Genomic DNA, 14208 nt, shown 5'->3' with positions numbered 1-14208 from the left:
ACTCGCGGACCCGTTTCTCGTCGGAGCCTCACGACCATTGACATCTCTATCCGATAGACTAAAATGAGTTCGGTTCTGTGTGAAATATATGTCTGGGCAACGTTCACGTGCGTCCCGTGCCGGGGCGGCCGACGGCGGGTCACCGACCGTCGTCAGGACGGACGGGGTGCGTGTGGCAAAGCGCCTCTCCGACGACGCTGCGGCCATCCCGGTCATCAGGTACGAGATCGAGTCCACGACGGACACCGCCGTCGCGGTCTCGCTCAGGGATACGATGCCGCCCGGTATCGACTCGGACGACGTGGGCTTCCACGCCGACTACGAGGCCGACCGCTGGCAGAAGACGAGCGACGGCGTCGAGTTCCGCTGTCCGCTCGGGCCGAACGACCAGGTCGAGACGGTGGTGGGACTCCGCACCGGGTCGGTCCCCGACCCGGCCGCGTTCGCGACTGAGCCGGAGCTCGCGGTCCTCGGTGGCGACGGCAGCGGGACGGCTCGAACCAGCTCGCGGACCGACGGGGACAGCGATACCGCGTCGGATGGCGACGGGTCCACGCCGGCACCCGACGACGAGCCAGCGGACTGGGAGCGCGGGATGGACCTCTCCTCCATCGAGCGGTCGTTCGACGGCCAGGGCACGGCCGACGGGAGCGCCGCGGCGGCGGAGCCGACCGGCGGCACCGAGGACACCGACGACGACGTGCCGACGCTCGACCTCGAGGACCCGGCGGGGGTGCCACCGGCGACCGACGAGCCGGACCCTGCCCCGAGCCCCGAACCGAGCGACACGTCGCCGGAGTCCGACGGCGAGGCGGAGCCGGACACGTCCGACACGCACCTCGAGGCCGACGACGACGTGGTGGCCGCACTCGTCGCTGCCTTCCGCGACGACCGCGTCGACGAGGCCGACCGCGAGCTGCTCCGCAACGAGCTGAACCTGGAGCTCGCCGATTCGACCTCCTCGTTCGTCGACCACCTGCAGTCGCGTGCCAGGCGCAAGCGCGAACAGCTCACCGAGGAGCTGGACGGGCTGGAGGACAGCATCACCGACCTGTACGGACTGAAGGCGGATGCGAGCACCGTCGCGAGCGTGGAGGAGCGCCTCGACGCGCTCTCAGATACCGCGGCAGCGGCCGAGCGGGTCCAGGCGCTGGCGGCGTCTCTGTCGGACCTCGACGAGCGCGCCGCGTCCGAGTCGACCCTGTCCGACGTGGCCGACAGGCTCGACAGGCTCGCGGACGACGCCGCCCGGGCGGACGACCTCGAGCGGGTCGCCGAGGCCGCCCGGGACCTCGAGGACCGCAAGGCCGAGGAGCGCGACGTGGCAGCACTGGAGCGCTCGCTCGCGTCTGAGATCGAGACCACGCGCGTCGACCTCGAGGCGGACGTGGACGCGGCTCGGACCGACCTCGACGGCCGCATCGACGAGGTCGTCGAGACACACGCGACGGTCACGGAGCTGAACGATCTCGAGGGGCGGGTCGCGAAGCTCCGCGAGCGCGTCGGCGAACTGGAGGAGTACGCCGCTGCCGCGGACGACCTGCAGGACGCAGAGGAGCGCCTCGATACGGCCGTCTCGACGCTGGCCGAGGAGGTCGAGGCCATCGACGGGCGCGCTGCGGCGGACGCGGACCTCACCGCGGTCGAGGAGACGCTCCGTGCGGACTACGTCACGGAGGCCGACGTGGAGTCGGTCGTCGAGAGCCGGCTCGACCAGGGCGTGGGGCGGTTCCTCGCGCTCGCACTCGGGAGCGGCGCGCTCATCTCGAGTGTCACGGTCGGCGCGACCACCAGCCCGACCGCGGCCGGCGCGGTCGCGGCCCTCGGCGTCCTGCTGCTCGCGGTCTGGTGGTACCTCGGACGCCGTCGGACCGACCCCGAGAGCGTCGGGGTCTGAGCCGGTCGGAATCGTGTCGAAGGGGGCAGTGGCGTCCGCGGGTGGAGGGGTGGACGTCAGCGGGTGGAGGGGTGGACGTCAGCGGGTGACCGGCTGGCGGCTCCGACGTCTCCGGGGGGAGCGTCGGTGCACACCCGTCTTCAGGCGCGCTGGAGGTCGACGCACGGCTCGAACCCACCGCCCACGACGGTCTCGGCGTCGACGGCGCACCGTTCGTACTCGGACTGTTCCCGTTCGGAGAGCGCGTCCCACCGATCGGAGAGCCGGCGGTTCGCCGTCGAGAGCGGCCCGCGTTCGTCGGCAAGGAGCACCTCGTTGAGTGCGACCGCGACCGCCGCGGGTGTCGACCGGGCGAGGCAGGCCTCGCGTGCGGCGGCCGCGTTGACGCTCTCGCCGGCCGGAGGCTCGACGGCGACCCGGTCGCTCAGTCTGTCGCGGAACCAGACCTCGCGGCCGGTGAGGGGGAGCCGCTCGACGGCGACGCGCGGGTCGCCGGTCCAGGCGGGGAACTGCGGCGCGCGACGGTAGGCGTCGCCGAAGCCGCCGATCTGGTCCGCGCAGTCCGTACTGAGCAGGTCGTAGCAGGGCTCGCAGACGGCGACGAGCTGTCGCAGCGCCCAGCTGTCGGCGGCGTCGTCCGCGACGCTGAACAGGTACGCGACCTCGCCGTGGTCCGCGCTCCCGGTGTCGACCCGGGTGGCACAGCGACCGCACCGGTGGCCGTAGAACTCGACGATTGCGCGCCGACGAGCGCCGAAGTCCGGCGGGGCGTCGCGGCGACCGGTCTCTGGGTCGACGACACCGTCGTCGTACGCCGGGTCCACGTCGAACCGGTGGTAGCAGTGGCTGCGGTCGTCGACGAGGTGAGCGTAGTTGTAGGGTGCGTGCTGGGCGTCCGTCTCGAAGGTGAACTCGGTCATGGGTTCGGAGAGTCGTGGCTGGCAGTCGAACTGCGGTACCTCCACACGTGACCACCGAAGCGTCGAGCTGGCGGTGGAACCACGCGCCGTCGGTCGTCGTGGACCGACGTGACGGGGACTCAGCGAGAAAGCGGCGTACCCGTCACCGTGGTGGACGGCTTGTCGCCGTGTGCGGCGTACTGGTGGTCGCCACCAGTGCGAGACTCGTTCCGCACGACGTGGGTACGCGTCATGTGTTCCGATATTCACATCATGGGGTATTAAAATTTTCTATCGTCCGATTATACCGCTTATAATTGGCCGAGTTCCGATTCCAGCGCGGATTATCCGATGAACGCACAATCTGTTCCGAGTTCAGCGCCGCGCCGTCAGCACGGCGTAAGAAACAAGTAAATCGTGGTATAGTTTCTACCGATGAACGAGCCAGTCATCGTGGACGCGGTGCGGACACCGTTCGGGAAGCGGGACGGAGCGTTCCGGGACACCCACCCGCAGGACCTCGCGGCGGCCCCGCTCAGGGCCCTGGAGGAGCGCAACGGGTTCGACCCGGCCATCGTCGACGACGTGGTGTACGGCTGCGTGACGCCGAAGGGCGACCAGGGGTCGAACATCGGTCGCATCGCCCCGCTCGTGGCGGGCTGGGGCGAGGAGATCCCCGCCGACGCCGGTCCCGGGGCGTCATACGAGGGGCGCCACGGGCCGCCGGGCGTCCAGCTCAATCGGATGTGCGGCTCCGGCCAGCAGGCCATCAACTTCGCCGCCGGGCAGGTCGCCGCGGGCTTCCAGGACGTCGTCGTCGCCGGCGGCGTCGAGCACATGACCCGCGAGCCGATGGGCTCCGACGGCGGCTCGATGACCGAGACGTACCGCGAGCACTACGAGGAGCTCGTCCCGCAGGGCGAGTCCGCAGAGCGCATCGCCGAGACGTGGGGCTTCGACCGGTCGGCCCTCGACGAACTGGCCGTCGACTCGCAGCGCCGCTGGGGCGAGGCGTGGGAGGCCGGCCGCTACGACTCGCAGGTCGTCCCCGTCGAGACGACGCTCGACGGCGAGCCGGTGACGGTCGAGCGCGACGGCCACGCCCGGCCCGGCACCGACGTGGAGACGCTCTCGGGCATCCCGCTCGCGTTCCGCGAGGAGGGCGAGGGGATCATCCACGCCGGCAACAGCTCGGGCATCGTCGACGGCGCGGCGGCCACGCTCGTCTGCTCGCGCGAGGTCGCCGAGGCGCAGGGCTGGGAGCCGATGGCCCGCATCGTCGCCCAGGAGGTCGTCGGCGTCGACCCCGTGATGATGCTCACCGGCCCCATCCCGGCGACCCAGCAGCTGCTCGAGGCCGAGGACATGACCGTCGACGACGTCGACATCTTCGAGGTGAACGAGGCGTTCGCGAGCGTCGTCGCGGCGTGGCTCGAGGAGACCGGAGCGCCCTGGGAACGTACGAACGTCAACGGCGGCGCCATCGCACACGGCCACCCGCTCGGGGCGACCGGCGCGGCGCTCGTCACGAAGCTCGTCCACGAACTGGAGCGCACCGGCGCGGAGACCGCGCTCTCGACGATGTGCATCGGCTTCGGGCAGGGAATCGCGACGCTCATCGAGCGCGAGTAGGGCCCGGAGGCCCCGACGCCGTTCTCACCAGTCGATGACCGACCGGTCCCGCCAGAACCGCCCGGACGGACCGCCGGGCCGGAACGTCGCCAGCCAGACCGGCGTGTCCGCACCCTCCGCGAGGCTCCGGGTCGCCCCCGGCCCGCCCATGTCGGTCCGCACCCAGCCGGGACAGACAGAGTTGGCGAGCAGTCCGTCGTCGCCGTACTCGCCGTCGAGGTACGCCGTCAGTCCGTTCAGTCCCGTCTTGGAGATCCTGTACGGGGCGCTCCCGCCGGACATCCCTTCGCCCAGCGCGCCCATCCCGGAGGAGAGGTTGACCACGCGGCCGCCCCGACGGTCCAGCAGGAGCGGCAGGGCGAAGCGAGTGAGGATGGTCGGGCCCCGGAGGTTGACGTCGAACACGGCGTCGACGTCGCGCGGTTCGAGCCGGTGGAGGGCTGCCGAGGGGCCGCCGATGCCGGCGTTGTTCACGAGCACGTCGAGCCGCCCGGCCTCCTCGTCGATGCGCTCGACCGCCGTCCGCATCGACTCGTCGTTCGTCACGTCGAGTTCGACCGGCCGCTGGTCGTCGGCCATCACGTCGTCAGGGCGCCGGGCTCCGGCGTAGACGGTCGCCCCGAGGGCTGTCAGCTCGGCGGCGACCTCCGCCCCGATGCCCCGGTTCGCGCCGGTGACGAGGGCGACCTGTCCGTCGAGGGAGTCGTACCGGTCGATGTCCATGAGTGAGAGAGGGCGGGAGGGGGCTAAACGCTCCCGCCGGACGGCGCCGTCGCTCCGGGCTGGCGTGCTCGAAGGCGTAGAACCGCAGAATCAGGCGAGCCGCGCGAACGCGAGCGTGCCGGAGATGTTCTTGATGTAGATCTGGACCACGTCGCCCTCCTGTGCGCCGGGGACGAAGATTGTGTACTTGCCCTTCTCGGCCACACCGTCGCCCTTGCGGCCGGTGCCGGTGATCTTGACCTCGTAGGTGCGCCCCTCCTCGACCTCGTCGGGGTTGACGTTGGCGCTGCTCGGGGACTTGCTCTTCGAGACGGGCTGGAAGGCACCGCAGGCCTCACAGCGCAGCATGTCGACGCCGTCCTCGGTCACGAGGCGGGTGTCGGGCAGGCCGCACTCGCCGCACGTGACGTACTCGTCGATGTACTGCTGGATGGCCGCGTCGAAGTCGGAGACGGAGAAGGAGCCGTTGTAGCGGGCGCGGTCGCCGTCGAACTGGCCGTTGGTACCGAGCTCGCGCTGGATGGTCCGGTGGAGGTGCTTCGAGTCTCGCGAGAGGGCGTCCGCGATGGCCTGGAGGTTGGTCAGTCGTGTGAACGCACCGTCCGTCTCGCCTTCGGGGTCCGGAACCGTGAGACGGCTCCCGGCGTCCTGTGGTCGGTCGGGGAGGTCGTCGTGTGCTCGTTCGAGAAGTGAATCGTATTCCATACACGCTGGAGGTGATGGGCGCGTTTCAACCTTCGGATACTGGTATCGGTGGTGATTCCGGCGCCAGGGGTCCAAAATCCCGCGACAGCGGTGCGTTCGACCGACGACAGTCACCGCCGCCGCGGTAGTTTTGTCACTCGCGGTACTACCCCCCTCCATGACCGACCCGGACACCGTCGCGGCCGCCATCGCCGACGCCGACGAGGTCGTCGCGCTGACCGGCGCGGGCCTCTCGACGGCCTCCGGCATCCCGGACTTCAGGAGCGAGGGCGGCCTCTGGGACGAGTTCGACGAGGACGCGTTCACCGTCCGGCGCTACCGCGCCGACCCGGAGCGGTTCTGGGACGACTGGCTCTCGCTGCACGCGCACTTATTCGACGGCGACGTCGCCCCGAACCCGGCCCACGATGCGCTGGCTCGGCTGGAGCAGGACGGCCAGCTCGACGCGCTGCTCACCCAGAACGTCGACGGCCTGCACCTCGCGGCCGGCTCCGACGCCGTCGTCCACCTCCACGGCACCGGCACCAGCGCCACCTGTCCGGACTGTGGCGCCTCGATTCCCGTCGAGGCCGCCCGCGAGCGCGTCGAGTCGGGCGAGGGCGCGCCGACCTGCGACTGCGGCGGCGTCTACAAGCCCGACACCGTGCTGTTCGGCGAGCAGTTGCCCGCCGCGGCCATGCAGGAGGCACGCCGCCGGGCGGAGGCCGCCGACGTGTTCCTCGCCGCCGGCTCGTCGCTCACGGTGGACCCTGCGGGCCTGCTCCCCGACACCGCGATCCGGAACGGGGCGACGCTCGTCGTCGTCAACCTCGACCGGACGAAGTACGCCGGCCGGGCGGACCACGTGGCCCGCGAGCCCGTGGAGGCGTTCCTGCCGGCGGTGGCCGACCGGGTGGCCGAGCTGGCCGACCGCTGAGCTGGACGCTCAGTAACTGTAGTTCACGACCGTCGCGCCCGCGTCGTCGAAGACGTAGACGGTGTCGCCGGAGTTGTTCCAGACCGGCGAGCCCGACCCCCAGTAGAGGTCCGAGCTCGTGTCGCTCCCGGAGCCGGTGTGCAGCGTCACCGTCGCCCCCGCGTCGAGGCTGTACCCCGCGGGGAAGTCGTAGTGGTTGCCCGCCTCGTCCTCGACCGCGTGGCCCGAGAGGTCGATGGCGGAATCGCCGGGGTTCGCGAACACGACGTACTCGTCGTTCAGGTTGTCGTACTCGTCGCCGGCGGCGTCGGCGTGGACCGAGTCGACCGCGATGCTGCCGCCGGTGCCGCCGCCGCCGTCGGTCTCGTCGAAGCCGTCGCCGGAGTAGGTCCGAGAGAGCACCGTCGCCCCGGATTCGTCGAGCAGGTTCACCGTGTCGCCGGTGTTGTTCCAGACGGGCGAGCCCGACCCCCAGTAGAGGTCGGTCGCGGTGTCGGTGCCGGAGCCGGTGTGCAGCGTGACCTGGGCGCCGGCGTCGAGAGTGAAGCCCGAGGGGAACGGGTAGTCGTAGCCCGCGGCGTCCTCGACGACGAACCCGGAGAGGTCGACCGCCGAGTCGCCGTCGTTCTGGAAGACGACGAACTCGTCGTTCAGGGTGTCACCGTCGGCGTGAACCTGCACGACGGAGAGGTGCGTGTCGTCGGGGGTGAACGACGAGAAGTACGGGAACGATGTGTCGAACCTGGTCGTCGTCGGGACCGCCTGGTCGCCGTTCACGTTGTCCGTGTCGTCCACGACCTGGTCGTCGTTGAGGCGGAGGTCGCTGCCGAGGTCGCTGGCGAGCGAGTTGAGGTTCGAGCGGGCGCTGGACGCGGCGTTGCCCGAGCCGACGAGGACGACCGCACCGCCGTCGTCGCGGAACGCCGACAGCGCGTCCACCTCGCTCGTGGTGAAGCCGTCGGAGGGCGTGGCGACGAGGAGCGCCCGCGCCTCGTCCAGCCGGGCCTGGCTCAGGTCGTTGATCTGCTCGAAGCCGAGGTCCACCCCCTCCAGGTAGCGCTGGTAGTAGGCGGCGTCCTCGCCAGCGACCGCGGCGTCGCTCGCGAACTGGCCGTGCCCGCCGTCGATGAGCACGGGCCCGCCAACGTCGGAGAGCTCGTCGAGCAGGTTCGAGAGGAACGCGAAGTTGCCGTAGCCGGACGTGTCGACGGCGTAGCCCTCGGCCTGCTCGTAGGACTCGTCGACGAAGGGTGCGCCGACGATGGCGACGTTCGCGTCCGCGTCGACGCCGACGAGCGGGATGTCGCTGTACGTGACCGAGGGCGACTCCGTCTGGCTCGCGTTCGTGCCGGCGAGGACCGGGACCCTGGCCCGGTCGATCGCCCCGGCCGTCGTCCTGACGCTCGCCGCCGTCGGGAAGAACAGCTCGCTCACGCTCCCGTTGCGGATCTCGCTGGAGCTGTCCGGGTCGCTCTGGCTCCAGACGTTCAGGCCCTGCTCCTGTGCGGTCTGCTCCGCCTGGAAGAAGCTCGCGTGGTTCGTGAACGCCGAGGAGTAGAGCCGGGCGTAGCCCTGCTCGACGGCGCGGTAGTTGTAGAACTCGTCGCGGGTGCCGTCCCCGTCCGCGTCGTAGTGGATGTAGCCGAGGAGGCGGTCGTACTGGTCGAAGATGCCGGCCTCGGCGTCGTCGAACGACAGTTCGACGGTCTCGTTCGAGAGCTCGTCCTCCGCGAAGGTGGTCGCCGCCGCACCCTCGTCGGCGAGATAGGTGAGCGACTCGATGCCCTCCCACTCCTGGACGCGCTCGTACTGCTGGTACTGCTCCTTCTCGGGCGTGTCGATGCCGAGGATGCGGACGTTCTCGACGCGGCCGGAGTCGAACGCCACGTCGACCGTGTCGCCGTCGGCCACGCTCGTCACGTCGACGACGTGGGTCGCGTCGGGGTCGATCTCCATCCCGGGTCGGTCGCCGAAGTAGGCGAAGCTCGTGTCGAACCGGGTCGTCGTCGGCTTGTAGTACGCGCCGCCGTTGTTCGTGTCGTCGGTCACCTGGTCGTCGTTGAACCGGAACGCGAGCGAGAGCGCGCTCGCCACGTCGTTGAGGTTCGCCGTCTCGTCGAAGTTGCTGTAGTCCGCGCGGTCGAAGACGAACACCGCGCCGCCGTTCGCGACGAACGACGAGAGCGCCGACTGCTCGCTCGACGTGAACGCCGTCGACGGCGCGGTGAGCCAGAGCGCGTCCGCCGACGGGAGGTCGTTCGCGAGGTCGGTCGTCGCCGAGACGGTGTAGCCGTTCTGTTCGGCGTAGTTCGCCATGTTCGAGAAGTCGTTCAGGCTGTGGTACTGGTCGTGGCCCTCGTCGTACAGCACGGTGCCGTTCCCGCCGAGGTGGGCGTCGAAGACGTTCAGCACGAACTCCTCGTTGCCGCTTCTGAAGTTCGCCTGGTTGGAGACCAGCGTCGCACCGAAGCCGACCACGTCGCCGTCGACAGCGACCAGGGGGATGTCCGTCGAGGAGTCGTAGTACACCGCGTCGCCGTTGCCGTCGGCGTCCTCGTTCAGCGCCGTCGTCTCCGCCGTCACCGCGATCAGGGAGTCGTCGGTGAGGTAGTTGCCGTTCGAATCGAGCAAGCTCGCCGTCGAGTCGAACTCCAGTGCATCGACCGTCGTCGCCGTCGTCTCGCGGACCTCGGCGGCCGCCCGGCGGCCGAGTGTCGTCGTCGATGTGGCGACCGTCAGCGCCGTCAGAAAGTCACGTCTTCGCATACCACACTGGCGAGTTCCGATGGCAATAAAACATGGTATTTGTCGTTCGTAGTCATACTTTCACAGACGTTGGCGGACGAGAGGCACAGAATCGAAACCGCGAGGCGGGCGAGGGGAGGCGACGTCAGTCGTCGACCAGTCGCGGAGTGACGACCCTGCTCGTCAGTTCGTCGAGCGTGGCCGTCACGGTGTAGTCCGGCGTCTCGAGCCTGAGCCGGGAGTCCGGCGTGACGTCCGCGAACCGGACGTGCACCTCGTAGCTGCCGTCGCGCTGGACCGGCGCCGCCTCCACCCGGTCGCTCCCGACGTGGCGTGCCACCACCATCTCGCCGGCGAACCGGGGTCGCGTCCGGCCCCTGATGCGGTACAGCGTCCGGTTCGACGCGTCCGCACCGACGACGGGGTAGGACTGGTCGACCCATTCGAAGAAGCCCTCGTCGATGACGAGGACGTTCTCGTAGCCCGCCGACTGGAGCTCCGCCGCCCGCATGGACGAGATGTGGTGGGGGCAGCCACAGTAGCAGACGATGCGCTCGTCCGACGACCAGTCGCTCACGTACGAGGAATCGATGTCGCTCTGGACGGGGCTCGCGACCGAGCCGAGGATGTGCGCCTCGCGGTACTGTGACAGCCCACGGGCGTCGACGATGCGGGCCTCCTGGCGTGCCCACCAGTAGTGGACGTCCTCGATGGGGGCGAGCCTGACCTGCTCGCCCTCGACGTCGAGGGTCTCGTAGCCCGAGGTGTCGATGTCGCGCTCCGCCGGCACCTCGTCCGGCTCGGGCGCGTAGCCGTCGTTCGGGTTCGGGTCGCCCGGGTTCGCGGTCACCTCGCGGGGCGTCCCCATCGAGCCGCTCGTCGTGGTCTCCTCCCCGCCGATCTCCTGTGGGGTGTCCGCGTCGGTCGTTCCGCCCGCCGTCTGGGTGGTGGTGTCCGTGGCGGTCGCCGGGTCCGTGCCGCTGGTGGTTACATCGCCGGCACCGTCGCCGCCGAGACAGCCGGCCAGGGTGCTCAACGTGACGGCACCGGAGGTGAGCAGGGCGCGTCGTTTCATCGTCGAGTGGTTCGCCCGGAATAAAAAATGCCTTGCGGTTAGGAACCGTCTATCACGATTTTCAGGCGTTTCGGTCGGTCACGTCGTGGACGATGGAGAACAGCAGTGTGTCGTCGCCGACGGGCACCGGTGACGAGAACACCTCGACGGTCCGTACCGTGCCGTCGGCGAGCGTGTGTTCGAACCGGAACTGCTCCCGGTCGCGCTCGTCGGCCTGCTCCCGCCGTCTCGCGACCTCCTCGGGTGGCAGGGTGTTGATGTCGTCGATGTTCATCGACCGGAGCTCCGCGCGGGAGTAGCCGTAGAACGCCGCAGACGCGTGGTTCGCGTTCTCGATGGCGCCCGACTCGGGGTCGATGAGGAGCATCGGGTTCGAGTGCTCGAGGAAGATGCCACGGAAGCGCCGCTCGCTCCGTTCGAGTTCGCGCCGCCGCTCCTTCCGTCCGGTCACGTCGCGGAAGTACACCGAGAGCCCCTGGTCGTCCGGATAGGCACGGACCTCGACCCATCGGTTGCCGTCGCCACCGGGGACGCGCTCCTCGAACGTCACCGCCCGCCGCTCGTCGAGCGCCAGCCGGCAGCGTTCGACGAACGCCGCCGCCGCCCCGGGCACGAGGTCGACGAGCTGTTCGCCCTCGGCGTCGCCGTCGTGGGCCATCCACTCGGCGGCGCGGTGGTTGGCGTACGTCACCCGCAGCGACCGGTCGAGCGAGAAGAACGCGTCGGTCACCCGTTCGAGCATCCGCTTTCGTCTCTCGTCGGCATCCCTGGCCGCGCGCTCGGCCCGGTGCTTCGAGACGGCGTTCTCGATTCGGTTCGCGAGGACGGTGTACTGCTCCGTCGCGGACTCCTTCTGGAGGTACTCCGTCACGCCCGCAGCGATGGCCTCGCCGGCGATCTCCTCGCTCCCCTTCCCCGTGAAGAGGATGAACGGGATGTCGCCGTCGCGGTCACGGACCGCCGACAGGAAGGCGAGACCGTCGGTCCCCGGCATGTCGTAGTCGCTGACGACGCAGTCGACCGGGTCGGCGTCGAGGATAGCCAGGGCCTCGTCGACGTCGGTCGTCGTCGTCACCTCGAACCCGCCCTCGCGTTCGAGGAACGTCGCTGCCAGCTCGAGCAGCCTGGCGTCGTCGTCGACGTGGAGGACACGTACGCTCCCACTACCCCTGTCGTCCATCGTATCAACCACACGGTCCAGGGAAATCAAGCTACTGGCAACGGTTGTCACCCCCGCTGGAGCGCCGACTCGTCGAGCTCCGTCACGTCGTCGTAACCCGCGAGCGCCACCGTCAGGTCGAGGTCGGCCAGGAAGTTCTCGCAGACGCTCGCGACGCCGTCCTCGCCGGCGAGCCCGAGGCCGTACACCCACGGCCGCCCGAGCGAGACCACGTCCGCGCCGAGCGCGAGTGCGACCACGGCGTCGGCGCCGCGGCGGATGCCCGAGTCGAAGACCACCGCGGCGTCGTCGCCGACGGCGTCGACGATGCCGGGCAGCTGGTCGAGCGCGGCGACGGCGTTGTCGACCTGTCTGCCGCCGTGGTTCGAGACGACGACGCCCGCGGCTCCGTGGGCGACCGCGTCCCGGGCGTCGTCGGGGTGGAGGATGCCCTTCGCGACCACCGGGAGGTCCGTCAGACTCGCGATCCACTCCAGGTCGTCCCAGGTGAGCGTCGCGTCGGAGAACACCTGCACGAACTCCTGGGCGGCGGCGCGGGGGTTCTCCTCGGGCGGCTGGGCGAGCCGGTCGCGGAACACCGGGTCGCTGGTGTAGTTCGCGATGCCGTCGCCGTCGAGGAACGGGAGGAACCCGCGGTCGAGGTCGCGCTCCCGCCAGCCGAGATGGGGCGTATCGAGCGTGACGACGATGGCGTCGTAGCCCGCGTCCTCGGCCCGCTCGACCAGGCTGCGGGTGAGTTCGCGGTCCTCGCTGGCGTAGAGCTGGAACCACTTCGGGGTGTCACCGAGCGCATCGGAGACCTCCTCCAGCGGCTCGGAGGCCTGCGTCGAGCAGACGTACGGGACGTCCCACCGGGCCGCCGCGCGGGCGCTGGCGAGGTCGCCGTCCTCGTGGACGATGCCCTGTGCGCCGATGGGGGCGAGGAGGACGGGGACCGCGAACTCCCGGCCGAGCACGGTCGTCGACAGGTCGCGAGTCCCCGTGTCGCGCATGACCCGCGGGACGATGCGCCAGTCGTCGAACGCTCGTCGGTTGGCCCGCATCGTGGACTCACCGCCGGCACCGCCCGCCACGTAGTCGTACGCCCGGCCGTCCAGTTCCTCTCGGGCGCGGTCGGCGAGCCGGTCCGGGTCGACGGGGATGTCGGGGACGTTCCCGGTGAGCATCCCGGTCGTGTAGACGGTCGTCTGGCGGTGTCGACCGTACGGTGTCGAGACGTCCTCGTCGTCGGTCATACGGGAGGAATCGGTCGGTCGTCGCTTCAGTCTAGGGGCCCGGACCGGCCCGTCCCGCTACGCCGGTCCCGGCGAGCCGTCGCCGAAGCCGTCGTCGGAGTCCTCGCTGAAGCCGTCGTCGGAGTCCTCGCTGAAGCCGTCGTCAGCGTCGCCGAAGCCGTCGGGCCCGTCGCCGTCGGTGGGCGCACCCCCGGAGCCGCCCCCGTCCCCGGGTCGGCGGTCCGCGACGAGGTCGTATCGCGGGAGGATGTCGCCGAGGACGAGCAGCGCGTGGTAGCGGTGGTAGGACTCGACGGGGACGAGGACCACCGCCCAGATGGCGAACAGCACGACGAGGTAGACGATACCGAGGACCGCGAGCAGCGCCAGACCGAGCAGTCCCGGTGAGGCCGGCAGTCCCGCCAGCAGGAGGAGTCCGACGCCGCCGAAGGGGAGCAACAGCACGAGCGCGGTCACGCCGAGGATCATCGTGGCGGCGGTGCCGGTGACGAGCCGGATGACGTAGTTGATGACCGCGAAGCCGATGTACTCCACCGTCTCGTCCGTGAGCGAGGGCCAGAGGGTCCGCCAGCCGTCGAGCACCCCGCAGTCGTCGGCGAGCATCACCGGCACGACGAAGACGCTCGTGAACCCGTTGACGATGCCGACGACGAACGCGAGGACGAAGACGAGCGGGATGGCCGCCAGCAGCACGAGGATTCCCACCTCGGGCCCGGTCCCGAGGAAGACGGGGAAGAGGAACGCGGCGATGATACCGATGACGACAAGCAGTATCGGCAGGGTCACTGCGAGCCGGAAGCCGAGCAGGCGGAGGCCGCGCCGCCAGAACTCGCCGAGGCCGCGCCTGATGCGGACCTCGCCGTCGACGAGTGCCTCGACGAAGACGAACTCCATGATGGCGCCGAGCGCACCGAACAGGAGGAAGAACACGACGACGGCGGCGACGAGCCCGCCCACGACGAGGAGCAGTTCGCCGTCGGTCAGACCGAGGCCGGGTTCCCCACCGCCGCCACCGCCACCGCCGCCCGATCCGGCGAAGTTGAACGCGTACGAGGGGAAGCCCGCGCCGCCGCCGACGAACAGCGTGACGAGCGCGAGCTTGAGCCAGAGCCGTACGTCGACGGGGAACAGCAACCCCTTCGTCACGTCGATGGCGTCGTCCAGTTCGTCTACTGCGTGGAGGGACATGTCCGAGCAATCC

11 protein-coding genes are annotated in these 14208 nt (G+C 70.0%); 3 read left to right on the top strand and 8 right to left on the bottom strand.

What is annotated here, in order from left to right; translation table 11 throughout:
• Window positions 1-88 precede the first annotated feature (88 nt).
• Window positions 89-1897, top strand: coding sequence for a coiled-coil domain-containing protein (locus ACSG06_RS07250; RefSeq protein WP_440989594.1), 1809 nt, complete (start codon window positions 89-91; stop codon window positions 1895-1897).
• 140 nt (window positions 1898-2037) lie between these two features.
• Here the strand turns inward: ACSG06_RS07250 and ACSG06_RS07245 are convergent, their stop codons facing one another.
• A complete protein-coding gene (locus tag ACSG06_RS07245) occupies window positions 2038-2862 on the bottom strand; it encodes a hypothetical protein (RefSeq protein ID WP_440989593.1) in 825 nt (274 codons plus the stop codon).
• Window positions 2863-3231: 369 nt separating this feature from the next.
• On the opposite strand from ACSG06_RS07245, the gene ACSG06_RS07240 reads away from it, so the two are divergent.
• Window positions 3232-4428 (top strand): thiolase family protein, encoded by a 1197-nt coding sequence (locus ACSG06_RS07240; RefSeq protein WP_440989592.1) that lies wholly within the window; start codon window positions 3232-3234, stop codon window positions 4426-4428.
• Between the two features lie 24 nt (window positions 4429-4452).
• On the opposite strand, the gene ACSG06_RS07235 is transcribed toward ACSG06_RS07240, so the two are convergent.
• Window positions 4453-5151 (bottom strand): SDR family NAD(P)-dependent oxidoreductase, encoded by a 699-nt coding sequence (locus ACSG06_RS07235; RefSeq protein ID WP_440989591.1) that lies wholly within the window; start codon window positions 5149-5151, stop codon window positions 4453-4455.
• A gap of 90 nt (window positions 5152-5241) precedes the next feature.
• A complete protein-coding gene (locus tag ACSG06_RS07230; protein WP_440989590.1) occupies window positions 5242-5856 on the bottom strand; it encodes a translation initiation factor IF-2 subunit beta in 615 nt (204 codons plus the stop codon).
• A gap of 157 nt (window positions 5857-6013) precedes the next feature.
• Between ACSG06_RS07230 and ACSG06_RS07225 the strand changes: the two genes are divergently transcribed.
• Window positions 6014-6772: an NAD-dependent protein deacylase gene (locus ACSG06_RS07225; RefSeq protein ID WP_440989589.1), complete on the top strand. Its 759-nt coding sequence runs from the start codon at window positions 6014-6016 to the stop codon at window positions 6770-6772.
• Between the two features lie 9 nt (window positions 6773-6781).
• On the opposite strand, the gene ACSG06_RS07220 is transcribed toward ACSG06_RS07225, so the two are convergent.
• The 5 genes from ACSG06_RS07220 to ACSG06_RS07200 form a co-directional block, all read right to left on the bottom strand.
• On the bottom strand, window positions 6782-9538 hold the full coding sequence (locus tag ACSG06_RS07220) for a DUF4350 domain-containing protein (RefSeq protein WP_440989588.1): 2757 nt from the start codon (window positions 9536-9538) through the stop codon (window positions 6782-6784).
• Between the two features lie 124 nt (window positions 9539-9662).
• Window positions 9663-10592 carry a rhodanese-like domain-containing protein gene (locus ACSG06_RS07215; protein ID WP_440989587.1) on the bottom strand — a complete coding sequence of 310 codons (930 nt, stop codon included), beginning with the start codon at window positions 10590-10592 and terminating at the stop codon, window positions 9663-9665.
• A 61-nt stretch (window positions 10593-10653) separates the two neighbouring features.
• Window positions 10654-11772 (bottom strand): PAS domain-containing protein, encoded by a 1119-nt coding sequence (locus tag ACSG06_RS07210; RefSeq protein ID WP_440989586.1) that lies wholly within the window; start codon window positions 11770-11772, stop codon window positions 10654-10656.
• Window positions 11773-11819: 47 nt separating this feature from the next.
• Window positions 11820-13007, bottom strand: coding sequence for an alpha-hydroxy-acid oxidizing protein (locus ACSG06_RS07205; RefSeq protein ID WP_440989585.1), 1188 nt, complete (start codon window positions 13005-13007; stop codon window positions 11820-11822).
• Window positions 13008-13064: 57 nt separating this feature from the next.
• Complete coding sequence (locus ACSG06_RS07200) at window positions 13065-14195, bottom strand: DUF7544 domain-containing protein (protein ID WP_440989584.1); 1131 nt, start codon at window positions 14193-14195, stop codon at window positions 13065-13067.
• Between the last annotated feature and the right edge of the window lie 13 nt (window positions 14196-14208).

The sequence above is a fragment of the Haloarchaeobius baliensis genome (assembly GCF_052060055.1).
Classification (GTDB): Archaea; Halobacteriota; Halobacteria; order Halobacteriales; family Natrialbaceae; genus Haloarchaeobius; species Haloarchaeobius baliensis.
Note: the sequence above shows the minus strand (reverse complement) of the source record. Positions and strands in the feature narration are given on the sequence as shown.

Excerpts from the sequence above, each read along its gene's own strand:
- ACSG06_RS07215 (WP_440989587.1), bottom strand. The coding sequence starts at position 10,592 with ATGAAACGACGCGCCCTGCTCACCTCCGGTGCCGTCACGTTGAGCACC.
- ACSG06_RS07200 (WP_440989584.1), bottom strand. The coding sequence starts at position 14,195 with ATGTCCCTCCACGCAGTAGACGAACTGGACGACGCCATCGACGTGACG.
- ACSG06_RS07220 (WP_440989588.1), bottom strand. The coding sequence starts at position 9,538 with ATGCGAAGACGTGACTTTCTGACGGCGCTGACGGTCGCCACATCGACG.
- ACSG06_RS07250 (WP_440989594.1), top strand. The coding sequence starts at position 89 with ATGTCTGGGCAACGTTCACGTGCGTCCCGTGCCGGGGCGGCCGACGGC.
- ACSG06_RS07240 (WP_440989592.1), top strand. The coding sequence starts at position 3,232 with ATGAACGAGCCAGTCATCGTGGACGCGGTGCGGACACCGTTCGGGAAG.
- ACSG06_RS07210 (WP_440989586.1), bottom strand. The coding sequence starts at position 11,772 with ATGGACGACAGGGGTAGTGGGAGCGTACGTGTCCTCCACGTCGACGAC.
- ACSG06_RS07230 (WP_440989590.1), bottom strand. The coding sequence starts at position 5,856 with ATGGAATACGATTCACTTCTCGAACGAGCACACGACGACCTCCCCGAC.
- ACSG06_RS07205 (WP_440989585.1), bottom strand. The coding sequence starts at position 13,007 with ATGACCGACGACGAGGACGTCTCGACACCGTACGGTCGACACCGCCAG.
- ACSG06_RS07225 (WP_440989589.1), top strand. The coding sequence starts at position 6,014 with ATGACCGACCCGGACACCGTCGCGGCCGCCATCGCCGACGCCGACGAG.
- ACSG06_RS07235 (WP_440989591.1), bottom strand. The coding sequence starts at position 5,151 with ATGGACATCGACCGGTACGACTCCCTCGACGGACAGGTCGCCCTCGTC.